A 25,140-nucleotide genomic window follows, 5' to 3' on the forward strand; every position below is an offset into this window, starting at 1 on the left:
GACATTAACGAGGATTAACTATGTCTCAAGCTTTTGAAGTAGAAGTGAAGAAAGATGCATCGAATGACGAAGTTCTTCAGTGGGTGACGTTCCAGCTAGAAGAAGAAACGTACGGCATCAACGTAATGCAAGTTCGTGAAGTACTTCGTTATACTGAAATTGCACCCGTTCCAGGTGCGCCAGATTATGTTCTGGGTATCATCAACCTGCGTGGTAACGTGGTTACTGTTATCGACACGCGTTCGCGTTTCGGCCTGATGGAAGGCGAAGTTACAGATAATACTCGTATTATTGTGATCGAGTCTGAGCGTCAAGTGATTGGTATTTTGGTAGATAGTGTGGCAGAAGTGGTTTACCTACGTTCTTCTGAAATTGACACGACGCCTTCTGTTGGTACTGATGAAAGCGCGAAGTTCATCCAAGGTGTGAGCAACCGTGACGGCAAACTTCTTATCCTTGTGGATTTGAACAAGCTCCTAACGGATGACGAATGGGACGAGATGGCTCACCTATAATGGGCTGAATAATGATGGCTGAAGAGATTCTTTTATCTGTTCCATTCCTTGCGGGTGGCGTCGCTTTTATCGTGTTGGTGTTGGTTGTTTTGCAACTGCGCATTCGCTCGGGGTTGCAAAAGCAAGTAGACCAGCAACGAGCACAGTCTCGACATGTAGATAAAGAAGTACAAAAGTTGAGTAAGCAGTTACTCGAAGTGCGTTCGGTTGTCGTTGGTCTTGGACAAAAAGTAACGGAACAACAAGACATTATTCAGCACCTAAACGAGAGAATTCGTGAACTCGAGCACGCTGATACTGATGGTCGCTTGTACAGTCGAGCTTCTAAAATGGTACAGCTTGGTGCAGATATCAATGAGCTCATTGAAGAGTGTGAACTGCCAAAAGCTGAAGCGGAATTGATGCTTTCACTACAGAAAAAACTGGCGGGAAAAGAGAAAATTCCACCACTAAGCGGTCAGCCATCAGATGATGCAGAATACCCGACGCGTGGACGCTAAAGGTTTTAAAGCGATAAAAAGAGGCGATAAGCCTCTTTTTTTGTGTTCGGTTACTAATTATCTTTTTGCAATACAGCCCTAGGTTACCTTGAGCTCTCTTCATTCTTAGCACTCGCTCCCCAAGTTAAAATGAGAGCTTATAACTACTTATAGTTAATTTTATTAAAGTGTGACGATTAATTAACAAAAATACATGAACTTACATACATCCCAGCCCTCTTATCCTGTTTTGTCATAACTAAGCTGTGCTAATATAGCGCTTCGTTCATTTTTTAGTTGAAGCTCTATGTTAGAAGTATCTAACCTGACAGCGATCCGTGATGAGAGGGTCCTGTTTGAAAACCTGCAGTTTGAAATTAAGCCTGGTGAATTGGTCCAGATAGAAGGGCGCAATGGTACTGGCAAAACTACGTTACTACGTATTGTGACAGGTTTAGGTGATAGAGAAGAAGGCATCATTAAGTGGAAAGGAGAAGAGGTTGAAAAATCTCGTGATGTTTTCCATCAAGATCTGCTGTTCTTAGGGCATCAAACTGGAGTTAAACGAGAGCTTACCGCACTAGAAAACTTACGTTTTTACCAATCTATTCAAAATAACCGCTCTTCTGACGAAGAAATCTTCACTGCTTTAACTCAAGTTGGTTTAGCTGGTCGAGAAGATGTGCCTGTAGCACAGCTTTCCGCAGGTCAGCAACGACGAGTGGCACTAGCGAGGTTATGGCTCAGTAAGCAAATTTTATGGATTTTAGATGAACCGTTGACCGCCATCGATAAGCAAGGCGTCAAAGTGCTTGAATCTTTGTTCGCAAGTCACGCTGATAATGGCGGTATTGTCGTGTTGACGACGCATCAAGATATGTTTTCGGACAGCCCGAAACTTAGAAAAATAAAGTTGGGTGATTGATATGATTCCATCTATGACCACCATCATTCGCCGCGAGCTATTGATAGCATTTCGCCGTCAGGCAGACATTCTGAACCCGCTTTGGTTCTTTATTATTGTTATTACTCTGTTTCCTCTTAGTATCGGGCCTGAACCAAATTTGTTAGCACGTATTGCAGCGGGCATTGTTTGGGTTGCCGCATTGCTATCCGCCTTATTATCATTAGAGCGTCTATTTCGTGATGATTTTCAAGACGGTGCATTGGAACAAATGATGCTAATGCCGATGCCATTGCAACTTGTAGTGGTTTCAAAGGTCATAGCACATTGGTTGTTAACAGGGTTACCTCTGATCCTAATTAGCCCATTATTGGCGGTTTTACTTTCGCTCGATTTCAATACTTGGCTATCTGTTGTACTAACCTTGATGATCGGTACACCGACACTAAGTTTTATTGGAGCTATTGGTGTGGCTTTGACGGTTGGGTTGCAAAAGGGTGGCGTTCTTTTGAGTTTGCTTATTCTTCCGCTCTACATCCCAATTTTGATTTTCGCAACATCAGCAATTGATGCCGCCGCGCTTGGTATGGCGTATAACGGTCAACTAGCAATTTTAGGTGCGATGCTAATGGGAGCGATGACGTTAACGCCTTTTGCCATTAGTGCCGCATTGAGAGTTAGTGTTAACTAACTCAATAAAGTGCCAATGAAGCGGCGCTTGATCAAAGAATTATTATTAAAGCACTGCTACGGTCTCAACCCTTTAGACAGTGTCCCTGAAGTAAGAGTGAGAACAAAACATGTGGAAATGGCTACATCCTTATGCCAAGCCAGAAACCGCTTACCGTTTGAGTGGTAAGTTTCTGCCTTGGTTTTCTGTATTGGCCCTCGTATGCTTATCGGTTGGTACGGTTTGGGGGCTTGCATTTGCGCCTTCAGATTACCAACAAGGTGACAGTTTCCGAATCATCTACATTCACGTCCCATCAGCTATTTGGTCTATGGGCGTTTATATGTCGATGGCGATTGCGGCATTTATTGGCTTAGTATGGCAAGTACGTCTATCTGATATGGCGGCACTTGCGATGGCGCCGATTGGTGCGGTATTTACCTTTATTGCTCTACTTACTGGTGCCGTTTGGGGTAAGCCAATGTGGGGCACTTGGTGGGTATGGGATGCGCGTCTTACTTCAGAGTTGATTCTTCTATTTCTCTATCTTGGTGTTATTGCGCTTTATCACGCGTTTGACGATCAGAAAACAGCCGCAAAAGCGGCGGGTATTTTAGCGATCGTAGGCGTTGTTAACCTTCCGATCATTCACTTTTCCGTAGAGTGGTGGAACACGCTTCACCAAGGCGCGACGATCACGAAATTTGAACAACCTTCTATTTCATCCGACATGCTTTGGCCGTTATTGCTAAACATCTTTGGCTTTGCGTTCTTCTTTGGTGCAGTGACGATGGTACGTTTTCGTAACGAAATCATCAGTAAAGAAAGTCACCGCCCTTGGGTGCGCAAACTCGCAACAGAACAAACTCAGTGAGGTAATTGATTATGCATTTTGAATCTCTGAGCGACTTTTTTGCCATGGGTGGCTACGCATCATACGTATGGAGTGCGTTTGGTATTACTTTCTTATCCATGCTGATTCTTCTGATCACTAGCCTTCGCCGCGGTGATGCATTATTGAAAGAAGTGAAAGCAAAAATTGACCGTCAAGCTCGTATCGACGCAGCGAAGAACATGGAGAACACCTTATGAACCCGAGACGCAAAAAGAGGCTAGGTATCGTACTAGCGATCTTTATCGGTATTAGTGCCACCATTGGTTTGATACTTTATGCGCTTAACCAAAATATGGACCTTTTCTACACTCCAACGGAATTGGTTAATGGTAAGCCAGATGGCACCAAGCCAGAAGTAGGCCAGCGTCTACGTATCGGTGGTATGGTGGTTGTGGGCTCGGTTCGTCGAGATCCTAATTCTTTGAAAGTGAGTTTTGACCTGCACGATGTCGGTCCTAAAGTGACGATTACTTATGACGGTATTCTTCCTGACTTGTTCCGTGAAGGGCAGGGTATTGTGGCTCAAGGTGTACTGAAAGATGCCACGACAGTTGAGGCATTTGAGGTCCTAGCGAAGCACGATGAAGAATACATGCCGCCAGAAATTGCGGAAGCGATGAAGAAAACGCATGAACCGCTTCAATACAGCACCGAACAGAAACAAGGAAGCGGCCAATGATTGCTGAAATCGGTCACTTTGCTCTCATTCTTTCGCTTGCAATGGCAGTGCTGCTGAGCGTATTGCCATTGTGGGGAGCATCGAATAATAACACCATGCTCATGAACACAGCGCGACCGCTATCTTGGTCTATGTTCCTGATGCTGTTGTTCTCTTTCGCCATTTTATGTTGGGGATTTTATACCAACGACTTCACGTTACAGTATGTGGCGAGCAACTCGAATAGTCAGCTTCCTTGGTACTACCGTTTAACCGCAGTATGGGGTGCACACGAAGGTTCACTGTTGCTATGGGTTTTAATCCAAGCTGCTTGGACTGTCGCTGTAGCGACATTCAGTCGTGGTATGCCGCAAGAGTCGGTTGCACGTGTACTTGCCGTAATGGGCATGATCTCAGTGGGTTTCCTACTGTTTATCATCTTAACGTCAAACCCATTCTTACGTACGTTGCCTTTCTTCCCGGTTGACGGGCGTGACTTGAACCCTCTGCTTCAAGACCCTGGTTTGATTGTTCACCCGCCAATGCTTTACATGGGCTACGTTGGTTTCTCGGTTGCCTTCTCCTTTGCGATCGCATCCCTAATGACCGGACGCCTTGATACGGCTTGGGCCCGTTGGTCTCGTCCTTGGACAACCGCTGCATGGGTATTTTTAACACTCGGTATCGCACTAGGATCTTGGTGGGCTTACTACGAACTTGGCTGGGGTGGCTGGTGGTTCTGGGATCCAGTAGAAAACGCATCATTCATGCCTTGGTTAGCGGGTACCGCATTAATGCACTCTCTTGCCGTGACAGAAAAACGCGGCACATTTAAAGCGTGGACGGTACTATTGGCAATCTCTGCATTTTCGTTGAGTTTGTTGGGCACATTCTTAGTCCGTTCCGGTATTTTAGTATCGGTGCACGCGTTCGCGTCTGACCCGTCGCGCGGTATGTTTATTCTAGGTTTCTTAGTTTTCGTTATCGGTGGTTCTTTACTGCTGTTTGCCGTGAAAGGGGCGGCAGTGCGTGTACGAGGTAACTTCGACTTAGTCTCTCGTGAAAACGCGCTCTTAGCCAATAACGTATTACTTATCGCAGCACTTGTTGTGGTGTTAGTGGGGACACTGTTGCCGCTCGTACATAAGCAGCTTGGTTTGGGGTCGGTTTCTATCGGTGCGCCATTCTTCGACATGCTGTTTGCGTGGTTGATGATGCCATTTGCTTTCCTACTTGGTATTGGTCCACTTATCCGTTGGAAGCGAGACAATTTATCTAAACTTGTGAAACCAATGCTCATTTCAGGTGTGCTTGCTTTCGCCTTGGCTGCGGTATGCGTGTTCCTGTTTGCCGACTTCTTCTCAACCATGGCTTACATTGGTTGGGTAATGGCGATTTGGATTATTGCAATGCATGGCTTTGAACTATATGAGCGTGCAACGCACCGTCATAGCTTTAGTGAAGGCGTTCGCAAGCTGCAGCGTAGCCACTGGGCGATGATGTTGGGTCATGTTGGTCTGGCGGTATCTGTTATCGGTATTTCGATGGTACAGAACTACAGCATCGAGCGTGATGTACGTTTAGCACCTGGCGAACATTTCCAAATTCAAGGTTATGATTTCTACTTCTCAGGCCTGCGTGATAAAGATGGTCCAAACTACGATGGCTACATCGCGGATTTTGAGATCACACATGATGGCAAATACGTGAATACGCTTCACGCTGAGAAGCGCTTCTACCGTACGGCTAAGTCTATGATGACTGAAGCTGCCATTGACCGTGGTATTAGCCGCGACTTATACATTGCAATGGGTGAACGTTTAGACGACAACCGATCTTGGGCTGTTCGTATTTACTATAAACCGTTCGTTCGTTGGATTTGGGCTGGCTCTTTGATTATGGCATTAGGCGGCGCACTAGCGATTTCTGATAAACGCTACCGCTTCCGTAAATCGCCGAAGAAAAACGCGAAGTCAAAAGAGCAGGAGGCATAACATGAATAAGAAAATCTTATTTATTCCGCTTGTCGCTTTCATGATTCTAGCGGGCATTTTCGCAACCCAATTAATGCGTAACCAAGAGGGCGATGATCCAACGAAATTGGAGTCGGTTTTGGTTGGCAAGCCAGTTCCTGAATTTCATTTAGAAGACCTGGCTGAGCCTGGAAAACAGTACGACCAATCAATTTTTAAAGGTGAACCGTTGCTCTTGAACGTTTGGGCAACGTGGTGCCCAACGTGTTATGCAGAGCATAAATACCTAAACGAATTGGCGGGTAAGGGCGTTAAGATCATCGGTATGAATTACAAAGATGATCGTAATAAAGCAATAGGTTGGCTGAATGATCTCGGCAACCCGTACTTGATCAGCCTATTTGATGGCAGTGGTATGCTTGGCCTTGACCTTGGCGTTTATGGTGCTCCAGAAACATTCATTATTGATGCAAATGGTGTGATTCGCTATCGCCATGTAGGGGATGTAAACCCACGTAATTGGTCAGAAACACTGGAGCCGCTTTACAACAAATTGGTTGAGGAGGCGAAGCAATGAGAAAGCTAATTCTTGCCGTTTTTGCTGCGATGACATTATCTCTTGCTGCTCATGCGGCCATTGAAGTGTACGAGTTTGATAATTTGGAACAAGAACAGCAGTTCAAAGAGTTAAGCCATACGCTCCGTTGCCCTAAATGTCAGAACAACACGATCTCGGATTCTAACGCTGAACTTGCTCAGGACTTACGCCATAAGGTGTACGAAATGACCAAAGAAGGTAAGTCCAAAGATGAGATTGTTGATTACATGATCGCCCGATACGGTAACTTCGTGACTTACAACCCACCATTTACGGTTGCTACTGCGATCTTGTGGCTAGGGCCACTCGCTGTGGTATTGGGTGGTTTTGGTTTGATTGTACTGCGTAGCCGTAAATCTAAAGTTAAGGCAAAAGCGAGCAGTGACGAGCAATGGGATGAGCAAAAAGAGGCTCGTTTAAAAGCATTGCTTGAAGAAGAGAACAACGGAGATAAGAAGTAATGACACTATTTTGGATTTCCACCGTTGTTCTTACGCTGATCGCTTGTGCGCTGGTGGCTTTGCCGCTGCTTAAACAGAAAGCGAACAATGATGATGTGTTACGCGATGAGCTCAACAAGGCATTTTATAAAGACCGTCTATCAGAGCTTGCAGAAGAAACCGACGAAGGGCTGGTGGAAAGCGAAGACGAACTGATTTCTGATCTAAAGCAGTCTCTCCTTGACGATATTCCTGGTGATAAAGCGCAAAAAGAAACCAAGGTTTCACCAATAGCGGTTTTAGTCCCATCAGTAATTCTGACGGTGGCGTTGAGCTATGGCTTGTATTACAAATTTGGCGCGTCAGAAGATATTGTTCAGTGGCAAGAAGTGTCTGCAAATCTACCTGAGTTATCGAAAAAGCTGATGTCGGCTTCTTCTGAGCCGTTGAGTGACGATGAAATGGCGGATTTGACCCTTGCCCTTCGAACTCGCTTACATTACCAGCCGGAAGACTCGACAGGTTGGTTACTGCTAGGTCGTATTGCGTTAGCAAATCGTGATGTCACGACTGCTATCGATGCGATGGAAAAGTCATATCGCCTAGAGCCCAAAGATCCTGATGTGATGTTGGGTTATGCACAAGCTCTGATGCTGTCTCAAGAGGAAATGGATCAAGCGACGGCTCGATCATTACTCGGCAAGCTGATGCAGCAAGACTATGTCGATCTGCGTGTGTTTTCTTTGTTAGCGTTCGATGCGTTTGAGCGTCAAGACTTTCCGGCAGCGATCAAGTACTGGGGAATCATGCAGCAAATGATTGGTCCAGAAGATAGCCGCTACGAGATGTTGTCACGCAGTATTGAGAGTGCTCGTAAGCAAATGGGCGAAGCGGTTTCACCGGATAAGAGTGTCGCTGTGACAATTAATGTGGCACCAAATGCTCAGTTAGATCCAAACGCAGTTCTCATTGTGTCGGTACATCGTGCAGATGGCTCACCAATGCCTGTTGCGGCAGCTCGCTATCCGCTGGGTACTTTCCCTCGTACAGTCGTATTAGATGATGGTAATGCCATGATGCAGGGGCAAAAACTATCTTCACTCGACAAGCTAATTGTGCGTGTGCGTGTGGACTCTGACGGTAACGTAGCAACGCGTGACCAAGATTGGCACGGAGAGAGTGACGTCGTTGAATTTGGCACGCCGGTTGAAGTGACCATTGACCAGCAATATTAATCGTTAGCGTCTGTCTCTGAAATATGACAACGGGGTAGAGTCTGTTGCCTTTAGTGGTATGACTTTAAACGATCGAGTAGAATACCGAAGGCCAGCGACTGCTGGCCTTTATTTATTCCCATATCTGAGTCATCTTTACTACGTATACTGCTCAACATACGTACAACTGTTCATTGGGTGACTTAGGTACATTAATAGTCGTTATGGAAAATAAAATGTATAACAAGGGTAAATCTACCTTCTTGTTACTGCTTGTAGTTGGACTGGTTGGCTGTTCAAGTGCGCCTGATGAAGCAGTAACAGGACAAGAAACAAATCAAACGACTTCTGATGTGTATGACCCGTTGGAAGGCTTTAACCGAACCATGTGGGAAATCAACTACGAATATTTAGATCCGTATTTGGTTCGTCCTGTATCACTTGCGTATGTGGAATACACGCCAGTTCCTATTCGTTCCGGTATCGCTAACTTCTTGTCGAACTTAGATGAGCCAGCCAGCATGGTTAATAACTTAGTCATGGGTAACGGCACGAAAGCCGTGGACCACTTTAACCGTTTTTGGATTAACTCGACGTTTGGTATTTTCGGTTTATTCGATATTGCAAGTGCCGCGGGTATTACGAAATACGACGAGAAAGCGTTCAGTGATGCAGTTGGCCACTATGGTGTTGGAAATGGCCCTTACTTCATGATTCCAGGATATGGTCCGTATACCTTACGTGAAGTGACAGATACCGTAGATAGTACGTATTTACCCCTCTCTTACCTCAACTTCTGGGCGAGTTTGGGTAAGTGGGCGTTTGAAGGCATGGAGAAGCGTGCTTTATTAGTACCGCAAGAAGCACAGTTAGACTCGTCGCCGGATCCATATATTCTTACTCGCGATGTTTATATTCAGCGTCAAAACTTTAAAGCAGAAGTTGAAACCGTCGAAGAAGTGAACATCGAAGAAGAAGAGTATTTAGACGAATACCTAGAAGACTTTTAAGCGCTGTTCTTTACAATATACAAATAAAAAAGGCTTAGCTGATGCTAAGCCTTTTTTGTATTTTTGCTGTTTGGTTAGAAACGGTAGTTTGCTTGAACACCGATTAGCCAAACATTACCCGTAGTTTCGCCTACGAATTGGCCGCCGACTTGTTCTGCAGCGTCGTCTGACTTGTAACCACGAGACTCAACGATTGGTGCGTCTTTCGCGAAAATATAGGTGAAGCCAGCGTCTAGGCTGAAGTCTTTCGTCCAATCGTACGTTGCGCCAATACTTAGCCAAGTACGGTCAGTTTCTGGAATAGTGATCGTACGGTTTTTGTCGCTTACCGCTGAAGTATCGTACGCAATACCAGTACGTAGTGCTAGCTTAGGATCAAGCTGGTAAGTAGCACCAACAGCAAAGCGGTAGTTATCTTCCCAGTTTTCTACTTTAACCATATGCGTGCCAGCAGTATCTAGACGTGCTTCCAATTTCTCGAAAGAGCTCCAATCCGTCCAGTTAAAGCTTGCGTGTAACGCAAGTTGGTCTGTTACTTGGTGGAAGCTTGCCAACTCAGCCGTTGCAGGCAGGTTTAGGTACATGTAGCCGTTGTCACGTAGTTGTGAAAGCTTAGTACCGAAGCCAAAACCAAGACCTTCAGCATGGCCTTCAAGCTTCAGTTCAACTTCAGATTTGTACGCGAAGCCGATACGGTTATTTTCATTGACCTGCCACGCAGTACCAACTTGCCAGCCCCAAGCGGTATCGTCACCTTCCATGTATTTTAGAGCGGTACCTTGAGGAACACTGATAGGATCGCCAGTGACAGGGTGCTGTCCTACAACGTTATTCTTAGGTGCTGCTGCGCCAAAGCTGCCTTCGCCGATGATGTAACGGATACCACCACCAACGCTGATTGATTCATTGACTTTGTAAGCTGCGTTTAAGTTCGCTTCCATTGTCGTTACGCTTGCTTCGTTACCGAAGTGTGATGCACCAAAGCCTTTACCTAAATCGGTTTCCATGCCGTAGTTGGTGCCAAATGCCAAACCAATCGCGAATTTCTCATTGTATTGGTGTGATAGGTAGAAGTTTGGAATGATTGCATCATGTGCGAAATCATCTGAAGATGCAGAAGAAGTACTACCGTGGAAGTTTACATCACCTTCAATATCAATATTTGGGTTCACATAGATTGCACCAACGGACACTTGAGTGCCTTCCAAATAAGTTAGCATTGCTGGGTTACGCCATTGTGCACTTGCGTTGTCAGCCATTGCTGCTTCACCAGCATATGCTCGACCTAGGCCTGTTGCAGAATATTCAGCAAGTTGGAAACCTGCTGCGTTAGCCATGCCCGTTGTGCCAAGTAGGCTTAATGCCACTGCTGTTGATAGAAGAGTCTTGTTGGTTTTCATTCGAATGTTCGCTGATTTGTTTATAACGTGGGACGAAAGTTTAAAGGTAGAGTTTTTACTTTAGAAATGAAAATCCAGCACAAGTAGTCATTTGGAATATTATGCTTTCAAGTGTTGATTTGGTGGCCTAATAATCTAACTGTGAAGGGCTTGTAAATGGAATTCAGCGAACAGCTGTGCGTCCTAATTGTGAGATTTAGATACACGTGTTCACTCAAATTGAGTGGGCAATAAATCGCAGATATGAAAAAAGGCTGGAAATCCAGCCTTTTATATAAAGTATTTTTCTACTAACTAACAGCGAAGCGTTTAGAAGCTACGGCTGTATTGTAAGCCGAATAGAATTGCGTCAGCATGAGTTGTTGCTGTTACACCGGTAGAAAGACCAGGAGCTAATTGAGTATTCTCATTAACTTTTACATCTTCACCTAACAAGTATGTGAAGCCAAAATCGATGTTTGAGCTATTATCAATATGGTAAGAGAAACCTGTTGAGAACCACTGGCGATCTGAATCTGGTACCGAGATAGACGTTACTTTATCTTGAGCGCTTGTGTCGTACATGTAACCAGCACGAAGTGTCCAGTTGTTGTTTAGGTAGTAAGTACCACCAATTGCGTAGTGCCAGCCATCTTGCCATTGATAGTCTTTCGAGTAACCACCTTTAAGTAAACCCTGATTTAGGTTCTCAAAATCAATTTGGTCGAAATCTTTCCAACCGATGTATTGGATGCTGTAGTGTACAGCAAACTTAGTGTCTTGGATTTTGTGGAAACCAGAAAACTCGGCCATATCTGGTAGAGGTAGCGTGATTTCCTGACCTTTGTCGTCTTTCGCCGTAAATTCAGGGCTGTAACGATACGCTAGACCAAAACGGTTGTTTTCATCTAGTTCGTACACAGTACCAACGTTGAAACCAACAGCCCAACCATCAGCTTTATCTACGTCCAGAATTTTTTGACCGCCAACCCCTGGGACTGAAGAGCTAGTTGTACGCTTCATTGTGCCTTGGCCGTAGATTAAATCTAAACCAGCACCAAAGCTCCATTGTTCGTTTAAACGGTAAGAACCCGCAAAGCCAAAGTTGAAGCTTTTTACATCCGTAAGACCACCGTACTCGGTTGCGGTGTAGTTATCTGAAAATTCAGTTTTAGTGCCGAAATTAGAGTATGCGTTTACGCCCCATGCAAACTTGTCATTTACTGGAACGATTAAGTGAATGTTTGGAGCTATTGACGTATCACCCACATCATCAGTGTCAGCAACATTAACAGTACTGGAACCCAAAGGAGTATTAACGTTATATTTCGCATCTTTCACTTCAATCATTGAAGTAATGCTTTCGAAACCTAGCGAAAGCTCCATTTTGTCAAATAGAGCCATTGCTGCTGGGTTACGAGCCATTACCGCGGCGTTATCTGCGATTACTGCATCACCAGCAAATGCACGGCCGATGCCAGTTGCTGATTGAGCGTTGATTTGGAAACCCGCTGCCATCGATTGACCTGAGGCAAAAGCTACCGTTACTGCTAGGAGAGTCTTTTTAAACAGACGCGTGTTCTGAGTCATTTGTTTTTCCTTATTAGATTCGTCTCTTTGGACGATAAATTGAGCTTTTGCTCAGTGGCGCAGATAGTAGTATCAATAGTTGCTTGGACAAATCCGACCATTGGATAAAATTGAATAAAAATTGCAGAAATGATGTCTAAAAGACGGGAAGTTGCACTTAAAATGCATAATTTAGAGTTTAAGCTCTAAATGCTATAGCGATGGTGAATGTTTTGTGTTCTATTTATACAAAAATGCCGCTAAATAAGATCATTTAGCGGCATTTAACCTTTTTAAGGCTGGAAATCGTCGAAGTTATTACATCGGTTTAATCATTGATGCAAGAGTCGTAGCGATAGCATCAATATTTTCACCTTCTTCTCCGACTAAAATCAGGCTTGAACTCCCGACGGGCTGAACGATTCCGGTCATGCCATCCTTATTAAAGTCGGTACTTTGTTCGCTAGGAATACCAGTAATAAATAACGTTACTTTACCTTTTGGACCTTGGAATACCATATGCACCGCATTGGATTCGCCAAAACCGCAGTGGTTTAGGTAGTAAACGTGATATGGAAAGCTTTCACTAAACTGGTAATGAAATGGCGACATTTTCGCATTAATTTGCGAGCTCGGTACATTCTCATCAAGATGACGAACAAAAGGTTCTTCATGAATAACGTGTTTCATCGCGGTATCCGCTAAACTGGCTTGTGCTGGAGAAACCAAAACATTTCCCCAGTTTACTTGACCAACTAATAATCCTGCGGTGAACGCAATAGAAGCGGCAAGTGCCATTGCTTTGCGCACAAAGTTTGGTCTGACGACCTTCTCTTCATCAAGTGCACTCGACGTCTGACTAAATAAAATCTTATCAGCGAGATCTTCAGGTACATCCACATTCATGGCTTGTTTAATTTTTACGTCGAGATCCAAAACGTCATCAACAAACTTATTGTTGGTGTCGCTACCAGCTAAAGCTTGCAGAATCTCTTCATCCTTTTGTTTTGGATCCGACAAAATACGACGACGAAATTCTAAATCATCCATTCTTTTGTCCTCTCTTAGTATCTTGAGAATCCAACATCTCTTTGAGTTGATTACGAGCGCGAAATAATCGAGTCATCACTGTATTTTTATTTAAATCAAGAATGTCGCCAATCTCTTCTCCGCTGAAACCACCGACAACTTGGAGAAATAAAGGCTCGCGGTATTCAACATCGAGTTTCATGATCTGCGCTTGCAGCCATTCTTGCTGATGATGTGGGTCATCGCTGACTTTAGCATCATTGCCGTAATCATCGATATCAACTAAATCAAATTGTTTACGTTCGAAGCGGCGCGCATTTTCTCGTCTCAATATGGTGATGAGCCAAGACTTGGCAGCTTTTTCGTCCTGAAGGCTATCGAGTGACTTCCAAGCTCTAAGACAGGTTTCCTGAACTAGATCTTCCGCTATCGCTTTATCTTTGCACAACCAGTATGCGTAGCGATATAAGTCACGATGGTATCCTCGGACGAGCGCTTCGTATTTTCTTTGCTTGTCCATATCAGAGTTGACCGGACTGTTGGAATTTTTCTTTCCAAACATTTTTAATATGGCCACAGGAGCCTCCATCCTCGCTCTGTGAGTTTCTTATTTGTTCTGAGCATGACTTTACTTTTCAATAGCCTCGTGGTTTCGGTTGAGCGTGTGTCTTAGATAACCTTTGACACGTGGTTACTTAAAAGTGTATACGCAAATGCCAAATATCATCGAACATGAATTGGTAAAGATTGTTAACAATATCATCATTAGTAATCAATGGTTTGGATAAGTTCATTCGATGGGACATAAAAAGAGACTGCTAGCGGTGAATTTTTGAATCGGTTTGCATCGCTGAGCCTTTTAGATGTGCTTAAAGCTCGTAAAATCACTATAAAATTGATCTATTTCAAAATATCAAGCAGTGAAGGGGTTATAGTACATCTTGTCATCTCGTTAGTCATTGCGACTAACATGTTGAGCAAGATGACACTTCCTTTTGAAGGCTGACTTTACTTTCTCCTAATCAGGAAACTGATTAATTTTCAATTGGCGTAAGTTAATTGTTTTATAGATATTCCGACCACACAGTTATGTGTGGTTTTTTTTTGCTTCGATTTTACCTTCCATATACCTCTTACCGTTTTAACTCTCTATAGTTAATCATTATTAATCGCATAAGAATCAAAGAAGTAGAGTAATTGATCTACTTGCTTCACGTTTATTTAAACGCATGTTTGATAAATTTAACAAATTCATTACAATACATCAGGTCAGACCTCTTGTATTTAAGGAGAAACAATGGGCAAGCAGGAAGTAAAAACACGCAATGGTGAGCGTGTCGCTATTGTCGCGGGGCTTCGAACTCCCTTTGCTCGTCAAAGCACGGAATTTAGCCAAGTGCCAGCGGTCGATTTAGGGAAAATGGTAGTAAGCGAAATGCTTGCTCGAACAGATATTGATCCGAAGTTAATCGAACAAGTGGTATTTGGACAAGTAGTACAAATGCCTGAAGCGCCAAACATCGCACGAGAAATTGTGTTAGGCACCGGTATGAACATCCATACTGATGCTTACAGTGTGACTCGTGCGTGTGCAACGAGTTTTCAAGCGGCGGTCAATGTCGCAGAAAGCATCATGGCGGGAACCATCGATATCGGTATTGCTGGTGGTGCAGACTCTTCTTCCGTCCTGCCTATTGGCGTATCTAAGAAACTGGCCGCTAATCTGCTTGCTCTAAGTAAGACAAAAACAATGGGTCAGAAGCTTAGCATCCTCAAAAACTTGAGCTTTAAAGACCTTATGCCAGTGCCTCCTGCAGTAGCCGAATACTCGACGGGCTTGTCGATGGGACAAACTGCGGAGCAAATGGCAAAGACGCATGGTATTTCTCGTGCAGAGCAGGATGCGCTTGCACATCGCTCTCATACGCTGGCTTCCCAAGCTTGGAAAGAAGGTAAGATCCAAGGTGAAGTGATGACGGCTTTTCCCGAACCATACAAAAAATGGATTTCGGAAGACAACAATGTCCGTCACGACTCAACCGTAGAAGGGTACGCCAAACTTCGACCTGCCTTTGATCGCCAGTATGGCAGTGTTACGGCAGCTAACAGTACGCCACTGACTGATGGTGGTGCGGCAGTGATGTTGATGCGCGAAGGTAAAGCGAAAGAGCTTGGCATGGAGATTCTTGGCTACATCCGCGGCTACGCATTTTCAGCGATTGGTGTGGAAAAGGACATGCTGATGGGACCGACTTATGCCACTGCGAAAGTGCTAGAAAATACAGGCTTGGAACTGTCTGATCTGACGTTGATCGACATGCACGAAGCGTTTGCTGCGCAAGCATTGGCGAATGTGAAGATGTTTGCTTCAGATAAGTTTGCTCAAGAAAATCTAGGTCGTTCGAAAGCGATCGGTGAAATCGACATGGATAAGTTTAACGTGCTTGGTGGCTCAATCGCTTACGGTCACCCATTCGCGGCGACAGGTGCACGAATGATGACGCAAACCCTACGTGAACTGAAACGCCGTGGTGGCGGTATTGCATTGAATACCGCATGTGCAGCTGGCGGTCTTGGCGCAGCAATGATTCTGGAGGTTGAGTAATGAGCGAGCAAAAAGCATTTAGTCTAAAAGTTGATGAGCAGAACATTGCTTGGTTAGCGATTGACGTACCTAATGAAAAAATGAATACGCTACAGGCGGCTTTTGCTGATGACATGAAAGAAATTTTTGCTCAGCTAAAAGACGCCAGTGGCATCAAAGGGATGATCATTCATTCCCTAAAACCGGACAACTTCGTCGCGGGAGCCGATGTTCGCATGCTAGAAGCGTGCACGACCGCAAGTGAAGCAGAAGCATTAGCGAGGCAAGGTCAAGAGCTATTCCAGCAGCTATCGGACTTACCATATCCTGTGATTGCCGCTATTCACGGTCCATGTTTAGGCGGTGGCCTAGAGCTTGCTCTTGCATGTGATTATCGTATTTGTACGGATTCAGATAAAACGCGTTTAGGCCTACCAGAAGTACAGCTTGGATTGCTGCCAGGTTCCGGCGGTACGCAGCGTCTGCCGCGTTTGATTGGCCTGTTACCTTCACTGGACTTGATCTTAACGGGTAAACAACTTCGTGCGAAGAAAGCTAAAAAGCTGGGCGTTGTGGACGCCTGTGTCCCAGATACCATTTTGCTCGACGTAGCAAAACAGTTTATCGACAAAGGTAAAAACAAGGGTACGAAAAAGCTATCCACGAAAGAAAAAGTGATGTCGGGTAGCGGGTTAGGGCGCAAGTTTGTGTTTGAACAGGCAGCGAAGAAAACCAATCAGAAAACTCGTGGTAACTATCCTGCAACGGTCGCGATTTTAGACGTTATTCAGCATGGTTTAGAGAAAGGTTTCGCCCAAGGACAAGAGCTTGAAGCGAAACGCTTCGGTGAGCTTGTGATGAGCTCTGAATCAAAAGCGCTCCGTTCTATCTTCTTTGCGACAACGGAAATGAAGAAAGAAAATGGTACGGATGCGAAACCCGCGCCAGTTCATAAAGTTGGCGTGCTTGGCGGTGGCTTGATGGGCGCAGGAATCAGCCATGTGTCTGTTGCAAAAGCGAAGGTGCCTGTCCGCATCAAAGACGTCAGCAACGATGGCGTTCTAAACGCACTCAACTATAACTACAAGTTATTCGAGAAACAGCGTAAACGTCGCATTCTATCAAAAGCCGATCTGCAAGCGAAAATGTTGCAACTGTCTGGCGGTGTCGACTTTACCAGCTTTAATCATATTGATGTCGTAATTGAAGCCGTTTTTGAAGACTTAGATCTTAAACAAAAAATGGTGGCGGATATTGAAGCGAATGCCAAGCCGGAAACCATCTTTGCGACCAATACTTCTTCGTTACCAATCCACAAAATTGCAGAAAAAGCGGAGCGTCCAGAAAACGTAGTGGGTTTGCATTACTTCAGTCCGGTAGAAAAAATGCCGTTGGTGGAAGTGATTCCGCATGAAACGACATCAGATGAAACCATTTCAACAGTCGTTGCACTTGCTAAAAAGCAAGGTAAAACCCCGATCGTAGTGAAAGACAAAGCGGGCTTTTACGTGAACCGCATTCTTGCGCCATACATGAACGAAGCGGCACATATTCTGCTGGCTAACGAACCGATCGAAAAGATTGATACGGCGTTGCTTGACTTTGGTTTCCCTGTCGGCCCAATTACCTTACTGGATGAAGTCGGTGTCGACATTGGCGCGAAAATTATGCCGATTCTGGTCAACGAGTTAGGTGAGCGATTCAAAGGACCTGACGTGTTCGATATCTTATTGAATGACGGTCGCAAAGGACGTAAGAGCGGGAAAGGTTTCTACACTTACAAAGGTAAGAAGAAAGATGTCGATAAATCCATCTACAAGCTGCTTAAGCTCGACCCTGAATCTAAGCTAAGTGATAACGATATTGCGTTGCGCTGTGTGCTGCCAATGCTGAATGAAGCGGTACGTTGTTTGGATGACGGCATCATTCGCTCGCCACGTGACGGTGATATTGGCGCGATATTTGGTATTGGTTTCCCACCGTTCTTGGGTGGTCCGTTCCGTTATATGGATCAGTTTGGCATTAAAGAACTGGTTGAGAAAATGAATGAGTTTGCATCGAAGTACGGCGATCGTTACGCACCGTGTGATGGTTTGCTTACTCGAGCTGGAGAAGGAACCACATTCTATTAAGCGTTGCTTCGGTAAAGAAAAAGGCTTGCCAGTGGCAAGCCTTTTTCATAAATAAGAAACAGTTACTTCTTCTTGTCTTTTTTATCTTTATTGTGGCCTTTACCTGGGTTGTCGTCCCCGTGAACGCTGCTGTTGCCTTTGTTGTCTTTATCTTTCCACTGTTTTGAAGAGCAATCATCTGATTTGATGGAAACATTGTCTCCGCTTAGGCGGACACAGTCGTTACTTAGCTCAAAACCATCACCTTTCACCGAGATTTCAGCGTGTGCAGATGCCAGTGGCAGTATAATAGCCGCAAGTAGTAGTGCTTTTTTCATGATTACCTCATTAATTTATTTTTAGTGTGGTAATTAGAGCATAAGCCGCAATAGCGTAATTTCAATTTTCTGCCAATTATGGTGTCGATTCTATTTATGAGACCCACAACCTCATTGGTTTGTAGGTATATACTTACTAATCGATAATTTTATTACTGCGCAATTAGATCATCCTAAGCCGCAATCTTTTGGCCTAAGTTGGAACTCTTCAATCGATCCAATTTCTTGCCCTAAGTGGATGCGCGGAGCGTCCGAATGCGATTGCCCTTGAGAGTGCATGACCAATCGGTTTGCCGTGCGAGGTTTCAACTCATTAACGACAAAGCGAATCATGTCTGCTCGGGTCAATTTCTTCAGTTCAGCAAGTACCTTGTCACGTTGGTTAAACTCGGTGTCTTTGTTTCCTATTGCAACCCAAAGACGCTGAGCACGACCTCGCAGTGTGGTGTCCGGCGTCGCTATTTGATTCCACAAGCCGCGCTTACTGCTATGCCACTGGTAATCGTTCAGTTCTAACAGCACCATATAAAAGGCATTTAAGAACTCATCGATTGAGGTAACCAGCTCGGCAGGCGCTGCATTGGGTGACTGCACATAAAGCACAATACCCGGATGACGGTTAAGTGGCATATTGCCAGTGCCCACCATGTAACCTAATTGCTGTTTTGTGCGGATCTCGTGGAAAAATGTTGCCGACATGAGATGGTTCGCCAATGAGTATAGAGCAATGCTACGAGGCTCAATATCCTCACACTGATGGTAAATAACGACCGCCGAATCTTGCTGGTTACAATGTACTTCACGTTGAAAACTGCCGTTTTTTCCCAGCATGATGAGTGGGCGGAGCGCCTCTTCATAACGCTGCTCTTTTACTCTTAGGGCATCTTTTAAGGTCGTCGCCATGTCATGCGCTTGTTGACGCTGCCAATCTCCGTAAACAAACATTTCAACGTGCAGCTCTGCAAGAATTGATTCTACGAATACTGAGAGTTCATCGACTTCGATTTCTTCTAGCGCTTCGACTAAGGTTGCGAAAGGCGGGTTATTGGGTTGAAGTAGCCCTGTAAGTGCGTTAAACAGCTGCGAAATAGGACGATCTTGTGAAGCATTTCTCCAGTTACGTAACAGTTGCTGCTTGATGGTTTCAAAGCGTGCAGGGCTGAAATCTCGAGAAGCAAAACGGTGCAGGATCATTTCCAACAATTGAGGCAGTTTTTGGCTGAACCCTGAGAGGGTTAAGGTAACCCCGCCTTGGTGAGCATACATGTTGTAACCCATCCCTGCGATTTCCGCTTGATAGGTTTCTTTTGCTAGCGAATCGAGGAACATCTCGACACATAGGCGCGTTTTGACAATGTTCTTCGGTGATGCAACAGCATGAGAGCTGTCGATAGCGACATATACAACGCCTTTTGGCACGCGAAATTCATCGTCTTGTAAATGCCAAAGTCGGAAGCCTTCGAGATCTTCAATTAACTCTGGTAGTGAACCACCATTTTCGAACGGCATGGGATCGAGATCGTAGCAAATATAAGGGTTCTTTTCTGGTAAGACGAACTGCCAGCTTGGATCGATTTGTTGATAGAAGCGGCGTTGTTCATCACTAAAAGGCGTGACGGAATACGGAGTAAAGTACCATTCGGCAGTACGGTTGTATTCCAGTCCTTTTGCAATCAGGGTTACGCGGACATTATCGATGGTTAAGTATTGCAGCAACGAACGTTGCAGTTGTTCATCATAGCCCGCCATTTTGTAGTCGCCATAAATGGTATCGTCTGGCTGATAATGCTGCATATTGATAACAAGATGGCTAACCAAATCCATTGGTCGAGATGGTTCCTGGAAACGAAACGCCGACTCAAGCACCGCTTGTTTTTCGAGATAGCGCCATTCATCTAGGCCGTCTTGTTTGATCATCGAGAGGTATTGAAAAACCGCTTGGATGATGTCGTCAACGTGGTTGAGACCCTGTGGGGTGAGTGTGCAGCTAACCGTAAAATCTCGATAGTTGCTACCACTTGCGCCGCCTCCCGCAGAAAGCGACGTAATCCAGCCCTCATTTTTTAGCTGGAGCATTAAGCTGCCTTCGCCTTCATAGCCGAGTAAATGCGCGAAGTAAGAGAGTGGTTTAACGCCGTAGTGCTTATCCATTCCCGGCATTGGGAAGGTGAGAATGAGTTTTCGAAATTCTTTGATTGGTTCAACTTGAACTAAAATCCCGGTACTTTCTTTGGTGCTAATGGGGACATCAATCGATTTTCCACGAAGGTGGTGATTTGGGATATTGGCAAACATGGCTTCTACCCACGCTTGCTGATCATCGAGCGACTGCGGCCCAAAGAGCGTCAACGTCATGAGATCGGCAGAGTATTGAGAGTGGTGAAACTCGACAATTTCATCGCGGATGGATTTACCATCTCGGTCACCTAATGTATCTAGGTTGCCGACTGAGAACTTAGAGAAAGGGTGATCTGGATTGATGACTTCTTTGTTGACTTGATACAGGCGGCGAGAATCGTCATTAAGTTTGAGTTTGTATTCGGAGTCGACAGCCTGGCGTTCTTTGTCTAAAGCTTCTTCGTTAAACAATGGTGCGGTAAAAAATTGGCTAAATCGATCTAAGGCATTTTCAAAGGCATTCGGAGTAACATCAAAAAAGAAACAAGTGTGCTCAGTACCCGTCCAAGCGTTATTTGTTCCTCCATGCTGGCTAATATAGCTTTGAAACTCGCCCACTTTAGGGTATTTTTCCGTACCCAAAAAAAGCATATGTTCTAAATAGTGTGCCAGACCTTGGCGATCTTTTGGGTCGTCGAAGTGTCCAACGTTCACTGCTAGAGCAGCTGCTGACTGTTGAGCTGTCTCGGAATGAATCAGCAGTACACGCAGATCATTGCTCAAGGTAATGTAGCGGTATTGATTTGAATCGTTAGGACTTAGATGCACGATGCGTCTCCAGATTTCGCATTACAGTAATTATGAACCCCTAGCTAGGGGGCGCAAAGTTTGCGTTTCGACAAATACTGCTTGCCGTATTTTTGTTATTCGTAGACTTCTGCACAGGCCCATCGCGTTTGCGTATGGGGAAGAACTGTTTGAATGAATGCTCTGAACTCATAGCACAGTTAAATACTGTGATGAACTGAGTACATTCTTTTTAATAGATTGTTAAGAAAGTCGCTATCTTTAGCAAGCGAATTGGTATAATGAACAGATAATTATATCAGTATTTTTGTTTCGTCATTATTAAAGTTAGCCCCGTCTATCTAATAAAGATAGCAGTCAACCTTTTGGTAGCGTTAGCTATCCCTAGGAAATAACATGAAAATATTCATCATGCGTCACGGCGAAGCCGAGCATTTTGCAGATTCAGACGCAGCACGACAATTGACCCCAAGAGGCAGAGTCGAATCAGAAGCGGTTGCGAGAGCCTGTAAAGAACAAGGTTTTGCGCAATTCGATAAAGTGTTGGTGAGTCCGTACATTAGAGCTCAACAAACTTGGCAAGAGATCAGCGAGTATTTTGCTGCAAAAAGCATCGAAACTTGTGAAGATATTACACCTTACGGCCAATCTGAGCATGTATTTGATTTTGCAAGTGCATTGATTGAAGTGGAAAAACTAGACTCGCTTCTGCTTGTCTCTCACTTGCCTTTGGTTGGTTATCTCACTTCAGAGTTTGTAAAAGACATGGCACCACCGATGTTTCCTACATCAGGTCTAGTGTGTATTGAATACGATCTACAAACGCAAAACGGTGAAGTGCTGTGGCATATTACGCCATAAGCGTCGAAACCAAATAAGCATTTAAACATTAGATATAGAATGAAGAAAGGCAGGAAATTTCCTGCCTTTTTGTTTAATTGCTTCTACAGTGAGCTAGTTACTTTTCTGGAATCGAGAGCAAAACTAACAACGCACCATCACCGCCGAATTCTAGTGGCGCTTGGTGGAAAGCCATTACGTCTGGGTGTTGTGCTAACCAAAGTGGCGCTTTCTGTTTCAGGATGTGTTTACCAATGCCATGTTGCACACACGCACAGTGAATCTCGTTTTTGACGCAGTAGGCGATCATCGCACCAAGTTCGCGTTTAGCTTCTTGTTGTGTCATGCCGTGCATATCGAGGAATACGTCCGGTACATACACGCCGCGACGTAGACGTTTAACTTCATAAGTGGAGACGTCGTCACGTGCATAACGAGTTGGGCCCTCTTCATTTAAGAGAGGGACAAACTCGTCGGAGAAGTAAAACTCAGAATCATTCGCTTCACGGTTGGAGCGCTTGATTTCTTTTTGCTTAGTATTTTTTTTTGGTTGCTGGATTATGGTATCCTGTCGCAACTTTTTTACGCCCTGTACTGCTTCCTGAAACAAGGCGAAATCGTCATCGTGTTCGGTGTCTTTTTTGCTCATTAGGTAAACAATTTCATTAATAAACTTTTATTGGCAGTATTGTAGCGCTTTTCGGAGGCAATTTTGGATAAGATTTTTGTAGAAGAAGCGGTATCGGAGCTGCATACCCTTCAAGATATGATTCGTTGGACGGTAAGCCGCTTTAACGCAGCGAACCTGTTTTACGGTCATGGTACTGATAATGCGTGGGATGAAGCGGTTCAGCTTATCCTGCCAACCTTATACTTGCCGATTGATGTGCCTCCGCACGTATTAAACTCTCGCCTAACCACAAGCGAGCGTCTGCGTATTGTTGAGCGTGTAGTAAAACGTATCAATGAACGTACACCAACTGCATACCTAACCAACAAAGCTTGGTTCTGCGGTCTTGAGTTCTTCGTTGACGAGCGTGTACTCGTGCCACGTTCTCCAATTGGTGAGTTGATTCAAGCTGAATTCCAACCTTGGTTGGTGGAAGAGCCTACGCGCATCATGGACCTATGTACGGGTTCTGGTTGTATCGCGATTGCTTGTGCGCACGCTTTTCCTGAAGCTGAAGTGGATGCGATTGATATCTCAACGGACGCACTACAAGTCGCGGAGCAAAACGTACAAGATCATGGTATGGAGCAGCAAGTGTTCCCAATTCGCTCTGACTTGTTCCGCGACTTACCAAAAGAGAAGTACAACTTGATCGTGTCTAACCCACCATATGTGGATGAAGAAGACATGAACAGCCTGCCAGACGAGTTCACACACGAACCTGAGCTTGGTTTAGCAGCCGGTACGGATGGCCTAAAACTTGTGCGTCGTATTCTTGCAAACGCACCAGACTACCTAACAGATAACGGCATTCTTATCTGTGAAGTTGGCAACTCAATGATTCATATGATGGAACAGTACCCAAAGATTCCGTTCACTTGGATTGAGTTTGAGAACGGCGGTCACGGCGTATTCATGCTAACGCGTGACCAGCTGGTTGAGTGTGCCGAAGAGTTCAAACTGTACAAAGACTAATAGGGTCTTGCACTAAACGTCAAAACACCGAGCTTTATGCTCGGTGTTTTTTTATGCATAACTCGCCGATATTAACTCTTTACATCAAAACGTAATAAAGCCACTATGAATCCACGAAGAATTGGAAAGCAGTTGCGCTCTGGTTTGAGAGGGCGTAGCGATAAAAACTTGAGGAAGTAATGGCAGGAAACAGTATCGGACAACATTTCCGAGTGACGACATTCGGGGAAAGTCACGGTATCGCACTGGGATGTATCGTAGACGGATGTCCTCCGGGGTTAGAAATTACAGAAGCAGATCTGCAAATCGATCTCGACCGCCGTCGTCCAGGCACATCACGTTACACCACACAACGTCGTGAACCGGATGAAGTTAAAATTCTTTCTGGTGTTTTTGAAGGCAAAACCACAGGCACATCGATCGGTTTGCTAATTGAAAACACCGATCAGCGCTCAAAAGATTACTCGGACATCAAAGATAAATTCCGTCCGGGTCATGCTGATTATACTTACCACCAAAAGTATGGCATCCGTGACTATCGAGGCGGCGGCCGTTCGTCTGCTCGTGAAACCGCAATGCGTGTGGCGGCGGGTGCAATCGCGAAGAAATACTTGAAAGATGAGTTTGGTGTTGAGATTCGCGCGTATTTATCACAAATGGGTGATGTTTCTATCGACAAGGTAGATTGGAACGAAATCGAAAACAACGCGTTCTTTTGCCCAGATGTGGACAAGGTAGAAGCGTTTGACCAACTTATCCGTGACCTGAAAAAAGAAGGCGACTCAATTGGCGCGAAAATTCAGGTTGTGGCAACTAACGTGCCTGTTGGTCTTGGTGAACCTGTATTTGATCGTCTTGATGCCGACATTGCACACGCGCTAATGAGCATTAATGCGGTGAAAGGCGTTGAGATTGGTGATGGCTTTGATGTGGTAAACCAAAAAGGCAGTCAACACCGTGATACGCTTGCTCCTGAAGGTTTTGGCAGTAATCACGCGGGCGGTATTCTTGGCGGTATCTCAACTGGTCAAGACATTGTGGCTAACATTGCGCTTAAGCCAACATCAAGCATCACAGTTCCGGGTGAGACCATCACAAAAGAAGGTGAGCCAACTCAGTTGATCACCAAAGGCCGTCATGATCCTTGTGTGGGTATTCGTGCCGTACCAATAGCTGAAGCGATGCTAGCGATTGTGGTGATGGATCATTTGCTGCGTCATCGTGGTCAAAACCATGGCGTAACAACTGAAACACCGAAGATTTAAGAGCTTTGTGTCATTCCAGCGAGCTATAGCGAGACTAGGAATCTAATTTCAGCGCGATGAAAAGAGAAAGAAACATCTCTGACAACAGAGTGCTCGGAT

24 protein-coding genes are annotated in these 25,140 nt (G+C 44.8%); 17 read left to right on the forward strand and 7 right to left on the reverse strand.

Features of this window, described 5'->3' with window-relative positions; all coding sequences use genetic code 11:
- Window positions 1-20: 20 nt before the first annotated feature.
- The 12 genes from FKN08_RS01550 to FKN08_RS01605 all read left to right on the forward strand — a co-directional run bounded on the left by FKN08_RS01550 (window position 21) and on the right by FKN08_RS01605 (window position 9,356).
- A complete protein-coding gene (locus FKN08_RS01550) occupies window positions 21-515 on the forward strand; it encodes a chemotaxis protein CheW (protein WP_005380507.1) in 495 nt (164 codons plus the stop codon).
- A 14-nt stretch (window positions 516-529) separates the two neighbouring features.
- Window positions 530-1,015: a DUF2802 domain-containing protein gene (locus FKN08_RS01555; protein ID WP_170891679.1), complete on the forward strand. Its 486-nt coding sequence runs from the start codon at window positions 530-532 to the stop codon at window positions 1,013-1,015.
- Window positions 1,016-1,301: 286 nt separating this feature from the next.
- Window positions 1,302-1,919 (forward strand): cytochrome c biogenesis heme-transporting ATPase CcmA, encoded by a 618-nt coding sequence (ccmA, locus tag FKN08_RS01560; protein ID WP_012841536.1) that lies wholly within the window; start codon window positions 1,302-1,304, stop codon window positions 1,917-1,919.
- Window position 1,920: 1 nt separating this feature from the next.
- Window positions 1,921-2,589 (forward strand): heme exporter protein CcmB, encoded by a 669-nt coding sequence (ccmB, locus tag FKN08_RS01565; protein ID WP_170891122.1) that lies wholly within the window; start codon window positions 1,921-1,923, stop codon window positions 2,587-2,589.
- Between the two features lie 109 nt (window positions 2,590-2,698).
- Window positions 2,699-3,442, forward strand: coding sequence for a heme ABC transporter permease (locus tag FKN08_RS01570; RefSeq protein WP_005394301.1), 744 nt, complete (start codon window positions 2,699-2,701; stop codon window positions 3,440-3,442).
- Window positions 3,443-3,453: 11 nt separating this feature from the next.
- Window positions 3,454-3,660, forward strand: coding sequence for a heme exporter protein CcmD (gene ccmD, locus FKN08_RS01575; protein ID WP_005380515.1), 207 nt, complete (start codon window positions 3,454-3,456; stop codon window positions 3,658-3,660).
- Complete coding sequence (gene ccmE, locus FKN08_RS01580; protein WP_005380516.1) at window positions 3,657-4,142, forward strand: cytochrome c maturation protein CcmE; 486 nt, start codon at window positions 3,657-3,659, stop codon at window positions 4,140-4,142. Before ccmD ends, ccmE begins: the two co-directional genes overlap by 4 nt.
- Window positions 4,139-6,115 carry a heme lyase CcmF/NrfE family subunit gene (locus FKN08_RS01585; RefSeq protein ID WP_170891124.1) on the forward strand — a complete coding sequence of 659 codons (1,977 nt, stop codon included), beginning with the start codon at window positions 4,139-4,141 and terminating at the stop codon, window positions 6,113-6,115. Before ccmE ends, FKN08_RS01585 begins: the two co-directional genes overlap by 4 nt.
- A 1-nt stretch (window position 6,116) precedes the next feature.
- A complete protein-coding gene (locus tag FKN08_RS01590) occupies window positions 6,117-6,671 on the forward strand; it encodes a DsbE family thiol:disulfide interchange protein (protein WP_005380518.1) in 555 nt (184 codons plus the stop codon).
- Window positions 6,668-7,153 (forward strand): cytochrome c-type biogenesis protein, encoded by a 486-nt coding sequence (locus tag FKN08_RS01595; RefSeq protein WP_005380519.1) that lies wholly within the window; start codon window positions 6,668-6,670, stop codon window positions 7,151-7,153. The genes FKN08_RS01590 and FKN08_RS01595 overlap by 4 nt, the downstream gene beginning before the upstream one ends.
- Window positions 7,153-8,367: a c-type cytochrome biogenesis protein CcmI gene (ccmI, locus tag FKN08_RS01600; protein WP_145473592.1), complete on the forward strand. Its 1,215-nt coding sequence runs from the start codon at window positions 7,153-7,155 to the stop codon at window positions 8,365-8,367. Before FKN08_RS01595 ends, ccmI begins: the two co-directional genes overlap by 1 nt.
- A 215-nt stretch (window positions 8,368-8,582) precedes the next feature.
- Complete coding sequence (locus FKN08_RS01605) at window positions 8,583-9,356, forward strand: MlaA family lipoprotein (RefSeq protein WP_170891126.1); 774 nt, start codon at window positions 8,583-8,585, stop codon at window positions 9,354-9,356.
- Between the two features lie 74 nt (window positions 9,357-9,430).
- On the opposite strand, the gene FKN08_RS01610 is transcribed toward FKN08_RS01605, so the two are convergent.
- The 4 genes from FKN08_RS01610 to FKN08_RS01625 form a co-directional block, all read right to left on the reverse strand.
- Window positions 9,431-10,756: an outer membrane protein transport protein gene (locus FKN08_RS01610; RefSeq protein ID WP_170891128.1), complete on the reverse strand. Its 1,326-nt coding sequence runs from the start codon at window positions 10,754-10,756 to the stop codon at window positions 9,431-9,433.
- Window positions 10,757-11,065: 309 nt separating this feature from the next.
- Entirely contained in the window at window positions 11,066-12,325 is a 1,260-nt protein-coding gene (locus FKN08_RS01615) for an outer membrane protein transport protein (protein WP_047010320.1), read from the reverse strand.
- 297 nt (window positions 12,326-12,622) lie between these two features.
- The gene (locus tag FKN08_RS01620; RefSeq protein WP_170891130.1) at window positions 12,623-13,354 is read right to left on the reverse strand and encodes a DUF3379 domain-containing protein; all 732 of its coding nucleotides are present in this window, start codon (window positions 13,352-13,354) and stop codon (window positions 12,623-12,625) included.
- Entirely contained in the window at window positions 13,347-13,922 is a 576-nt protein-coding gene (locus tag FKN08_RS01625) for a sigma-70 family RNA polymerase sigma factor (protein WP_029836529.1), read from the reverse strand. The genes FKN08_RS01620 and FKN08_RS01625 overlap by 8 nt, the downstream gene beginning before the upstream one ends.
- Before the next feature lie 708 nt (window positions 13,923-14,630).
- Here FKN08_RS01625 and fadI point away from each other — a divergent pair.
- Window positions 14,631-15,938 carry an acetyl-CoA C-acyltransferase FadI gene (fadI, locus tag FKN08_RS01630; RefSeq protein ID WP_005394284.1) on the forward strand — a complete coding sequence of 436 codons (1,308 nt, stop codon included), beginning with the start codon at window positions 14,631-14,633 and terminating at the stop codon, window positions 15,936-15,938.
- Window positions 15,938-18,049, forward strand: coding sequence for a fatty acid oxidation complex subunit alpha FadJ (gene fadJ, locus FKN08_RS01635; protein ID WP_170891131.1), 2,112 nt, complete (start codon window positions 15,938-15,940; stop codon window positions 18,047-18,049). Before fadI ends, fadJ begins: the two co-directional genes overlap by 1 nt.
- Window positions 18,050-18,111: 62 nt before the next feature.
- Here fadJ and FKN08_RS01640 read toward each other — a convergent pair whose 3' ends face one another.
- Complete coding sequence (locus FKN08_RS01640) at window positions 18,112-18,366, reverse strand: hypothetical protein (protein WP_046875551.1); 255 nt, start codon at window positions 18,364-18,366, stop codon at window positions 18,112-18,114.
- A 168-nt stretch (window positions 18,367-18,534) separates the two neighbouring features.
- Window positions 18,535-21,312 (reverse strand): insulinase family protein, encoded by a 2,778-nt coding sequence (locus tag FKN08_RS01645; protein WP_170891133.1) that lies wholly within the window; start codon window positions 21,310-21,312, stop codon window positions 18,535-18,537.
- 375 nt (window positions 21,313-21,687) lie between these two features.
- Here FKN08_RS01645 and sixA point away from each other — a divergent pair, with 375 nt between their 5' ends.
- Complete coding sequence (sixA, locus tag FKN08_RS01650; RefSeq protein WP_005397904.1) at window positions 21,688-22,152, forward strand: phosphohistidine phosphatase SixA; 465 nt, start codon at window positions 21,688-21,690, stop codon at window positions 22,150-22,152.
- Between the two features lie 97 nt (window positions 22,153-22,249).
- Here sixA and smrB read toward each other — a convergent pair whose 3' ends face one another.
- Window positions 22,250-22,780, reverse strand: a complete 531-nt coding sequence (smrB, locus tag FKN08_RS01655) for an endonuclease SmrB (protein WP_170891135.1) — start codon at window positions 22,778-22,780, stop codon at window positions 22,250-22,252.
- 63 nt (window positions 22,781-22,843) lie between these two features.
- On the opposite strand from smrB, the gene prmB reads away from it, so the two are divergent.
- Together prmB and aroC are read left to right on the forward strand one after the other, a co-directional pair.
- Window positions 22,844-23,776, forward strand: coding sequence for a 50S ribosomal protein L3 N(5)-glutamine methyltransferase (gene prmB / locus FKN08_RS01660; protein WP_170891137.1), 933 nt, complete (start codon window positions 22,844-22,846; stop codon window positions 23,774-23,776).
- A 179-nt stretch (window positions 23,777-23,955) separates the two neighbouring features.
- Window positions 23,956-25,041, forward strand: a complete 1,086-nt coding sequence (gene aroC, locus FKN08_RS01665; RefSeq protein ID WP_005397911.1) for a chorismate synthase — start codon at window positions 23,956-23,958, stop codon at window positions 25,039-25,041.
- The last annotated feature ends 99 nt before the right edge of the window (window positions 25,042-25,140 follow it).

The organism is Vibrio sp. 1-2 (7-a) (assembly GCF_013048515.1).
Taxonomy (GTDB): domain Bacteria; phylum Pseudomonadota; class Gammaproteobacteria; order Enterobacterales; family Vibrionaceae; genus Vibrio; species Vibrio diabolicus.

Bases quoted from the DNA above. Each gene is read 5' to 3' on its own strand.
- FKN08_RS01550 (WP_005380507.1), top strand. From the start codon at position 21: ATGTCTCAAGCTTTTGAAGTAGAAGTGAAGAAAGATGCATCGAATGAC.
- FKN08_RS01555 (WP_170891679.1), top strand. From the start codon at position 530: ATGGCTGAAGAGATTCTTTTATCTGTTCCATTCCTTGCGGGTGGCGTC.
- ccmA (WP_012841536.1), top strand. From the start codon at position 1,302: ATGTTAGAAGTATCTAACCTGACAGCGATCCGTGATGAGAGGGTCCTG.
- ccmB (WP_170891122.1), top strand. From the start codon at position 1,921: ATGATTCCATCTATGACCACCATCATTCGCCGCGAGCTATTGATAGCA.
- FKN08_RS01570 (WP_005394301.1), top strand. From the start codon at position 2,699: ATGTGGAAATGGCTACATCCTTATGCCAAGCCAGAAACCGCTTACCGT.
- ccmD (WP_005380515.1), top strand. From the start codon at position 3,454: ATGCATTTTGAATCTCTGAGCGACTTTTTTGCCATGGGTGGCTACGCA.
- ccmE (WP_005380516.1), top strand. From the start codon at position 3,657: ATGAACCCGAGACGCAAAAAGAGGCTAGGTATCGTACTAGCGATCTTT.
- FKN08_RS01585 (WP_170891124.1), top strand. From the start codon at position 4,139: ATGATTGCTGAAATCGGTCACTTTGCTCTCATTCTTTCGCTTGCAATG.
- FKN08_RS01590 (WP_005380518.1), top strand. From the start codon at position 6,117: ATGAATAAGAAAATCTTATTTATTCCGCTTGTCGCTTTCATGATTCTA.
- FKN08_RS01595 (WP_005380519.1), top strand. From the start codon at position 6,668: ATGAGAAAGCTAATTCTTGCCGTTTTTGCTGCGATGACATTATCTCTT.
- ccmI (WP_145473592.1), top strand. From the start codon at position 7,153: ATGACACTATTTTGGATTTCCACCGTTGTTCTTACGCTGATCGCTTGT.
- FKN08_RS01605 (WP_170891126.1), top strand. From the start codon at position 8,583: ATGTATAACAAGGGTAAATCTACCTTCTTGTTACTGCTTGTAGTTGGA.
- FKN08_RS01610 (WP_170891128.1), bottom strand. From the start codon at position 10,756: ATGAAAACCAACAAGACTCTTCTATCAACAGCAGTGGCATTAAGCCTA.
- FKN08_RS01615 (WP_047010320.1), bottom strand. From the start codon at position 12,325: ATGACTCAGAACACGCGTCTGTTTAAAAAGACTCTCCTAGCAGTAACG.
- FKN08_RS01620 (WP_170891130.1), bottom strand. From the start codon at position 13,354: ATGGATGATTTAGAATTTCGTCGTCGTATTTTGTCGGATCCAAAACAA.
- FKN08_RS01625 (WP_029836529.1), bottom strand. From the start codon at position 13,922: ATGGAGGCTCCTGTGGCCATATTAAAAATGTTTGGAAAGAAAAATTCC.
- fadI (WP_005394284.1), top strand. From the start codon at position 14,631: ATGGGCAAGCAGGAAGTAAAAACACGCAATGGTGAGCGTGTCGCTATT.
- fadJ (WP_170891131.1), top strand. From the start codon at position 15,938: ATGAGCGAGCAAAAAGCATTTAGTCTAAAAGTTGATGAGCAGAACATT.
- FKN08_RS01640 (WP_046875551.1), bottom strand. From the start codon at position 18,366: ATGAAAAAAGCACTACTACTTGCGGCTATTATACTGCCACTGGCATCT.
- sixA (WP_005397904.1), top strand. From the start codon at position 21,688: ATGAAAATATTCATCATGCGTCACGGCGAAGCCGAGCATTTTGCAGAT.
- smrB (WP_170891135.1), bottom strand. From the start codon at position 22,780: ATGAGCAAAAAAGACACCGAACACGATGACGATTTCGCCTTGTTTCAG.
- aroC (WP_005397911.1), top strand. From the start codon at position 23,956: ATGGCAGGAAACAGTATCGGACAACATTTCCGAGTGACGACATTCGGG.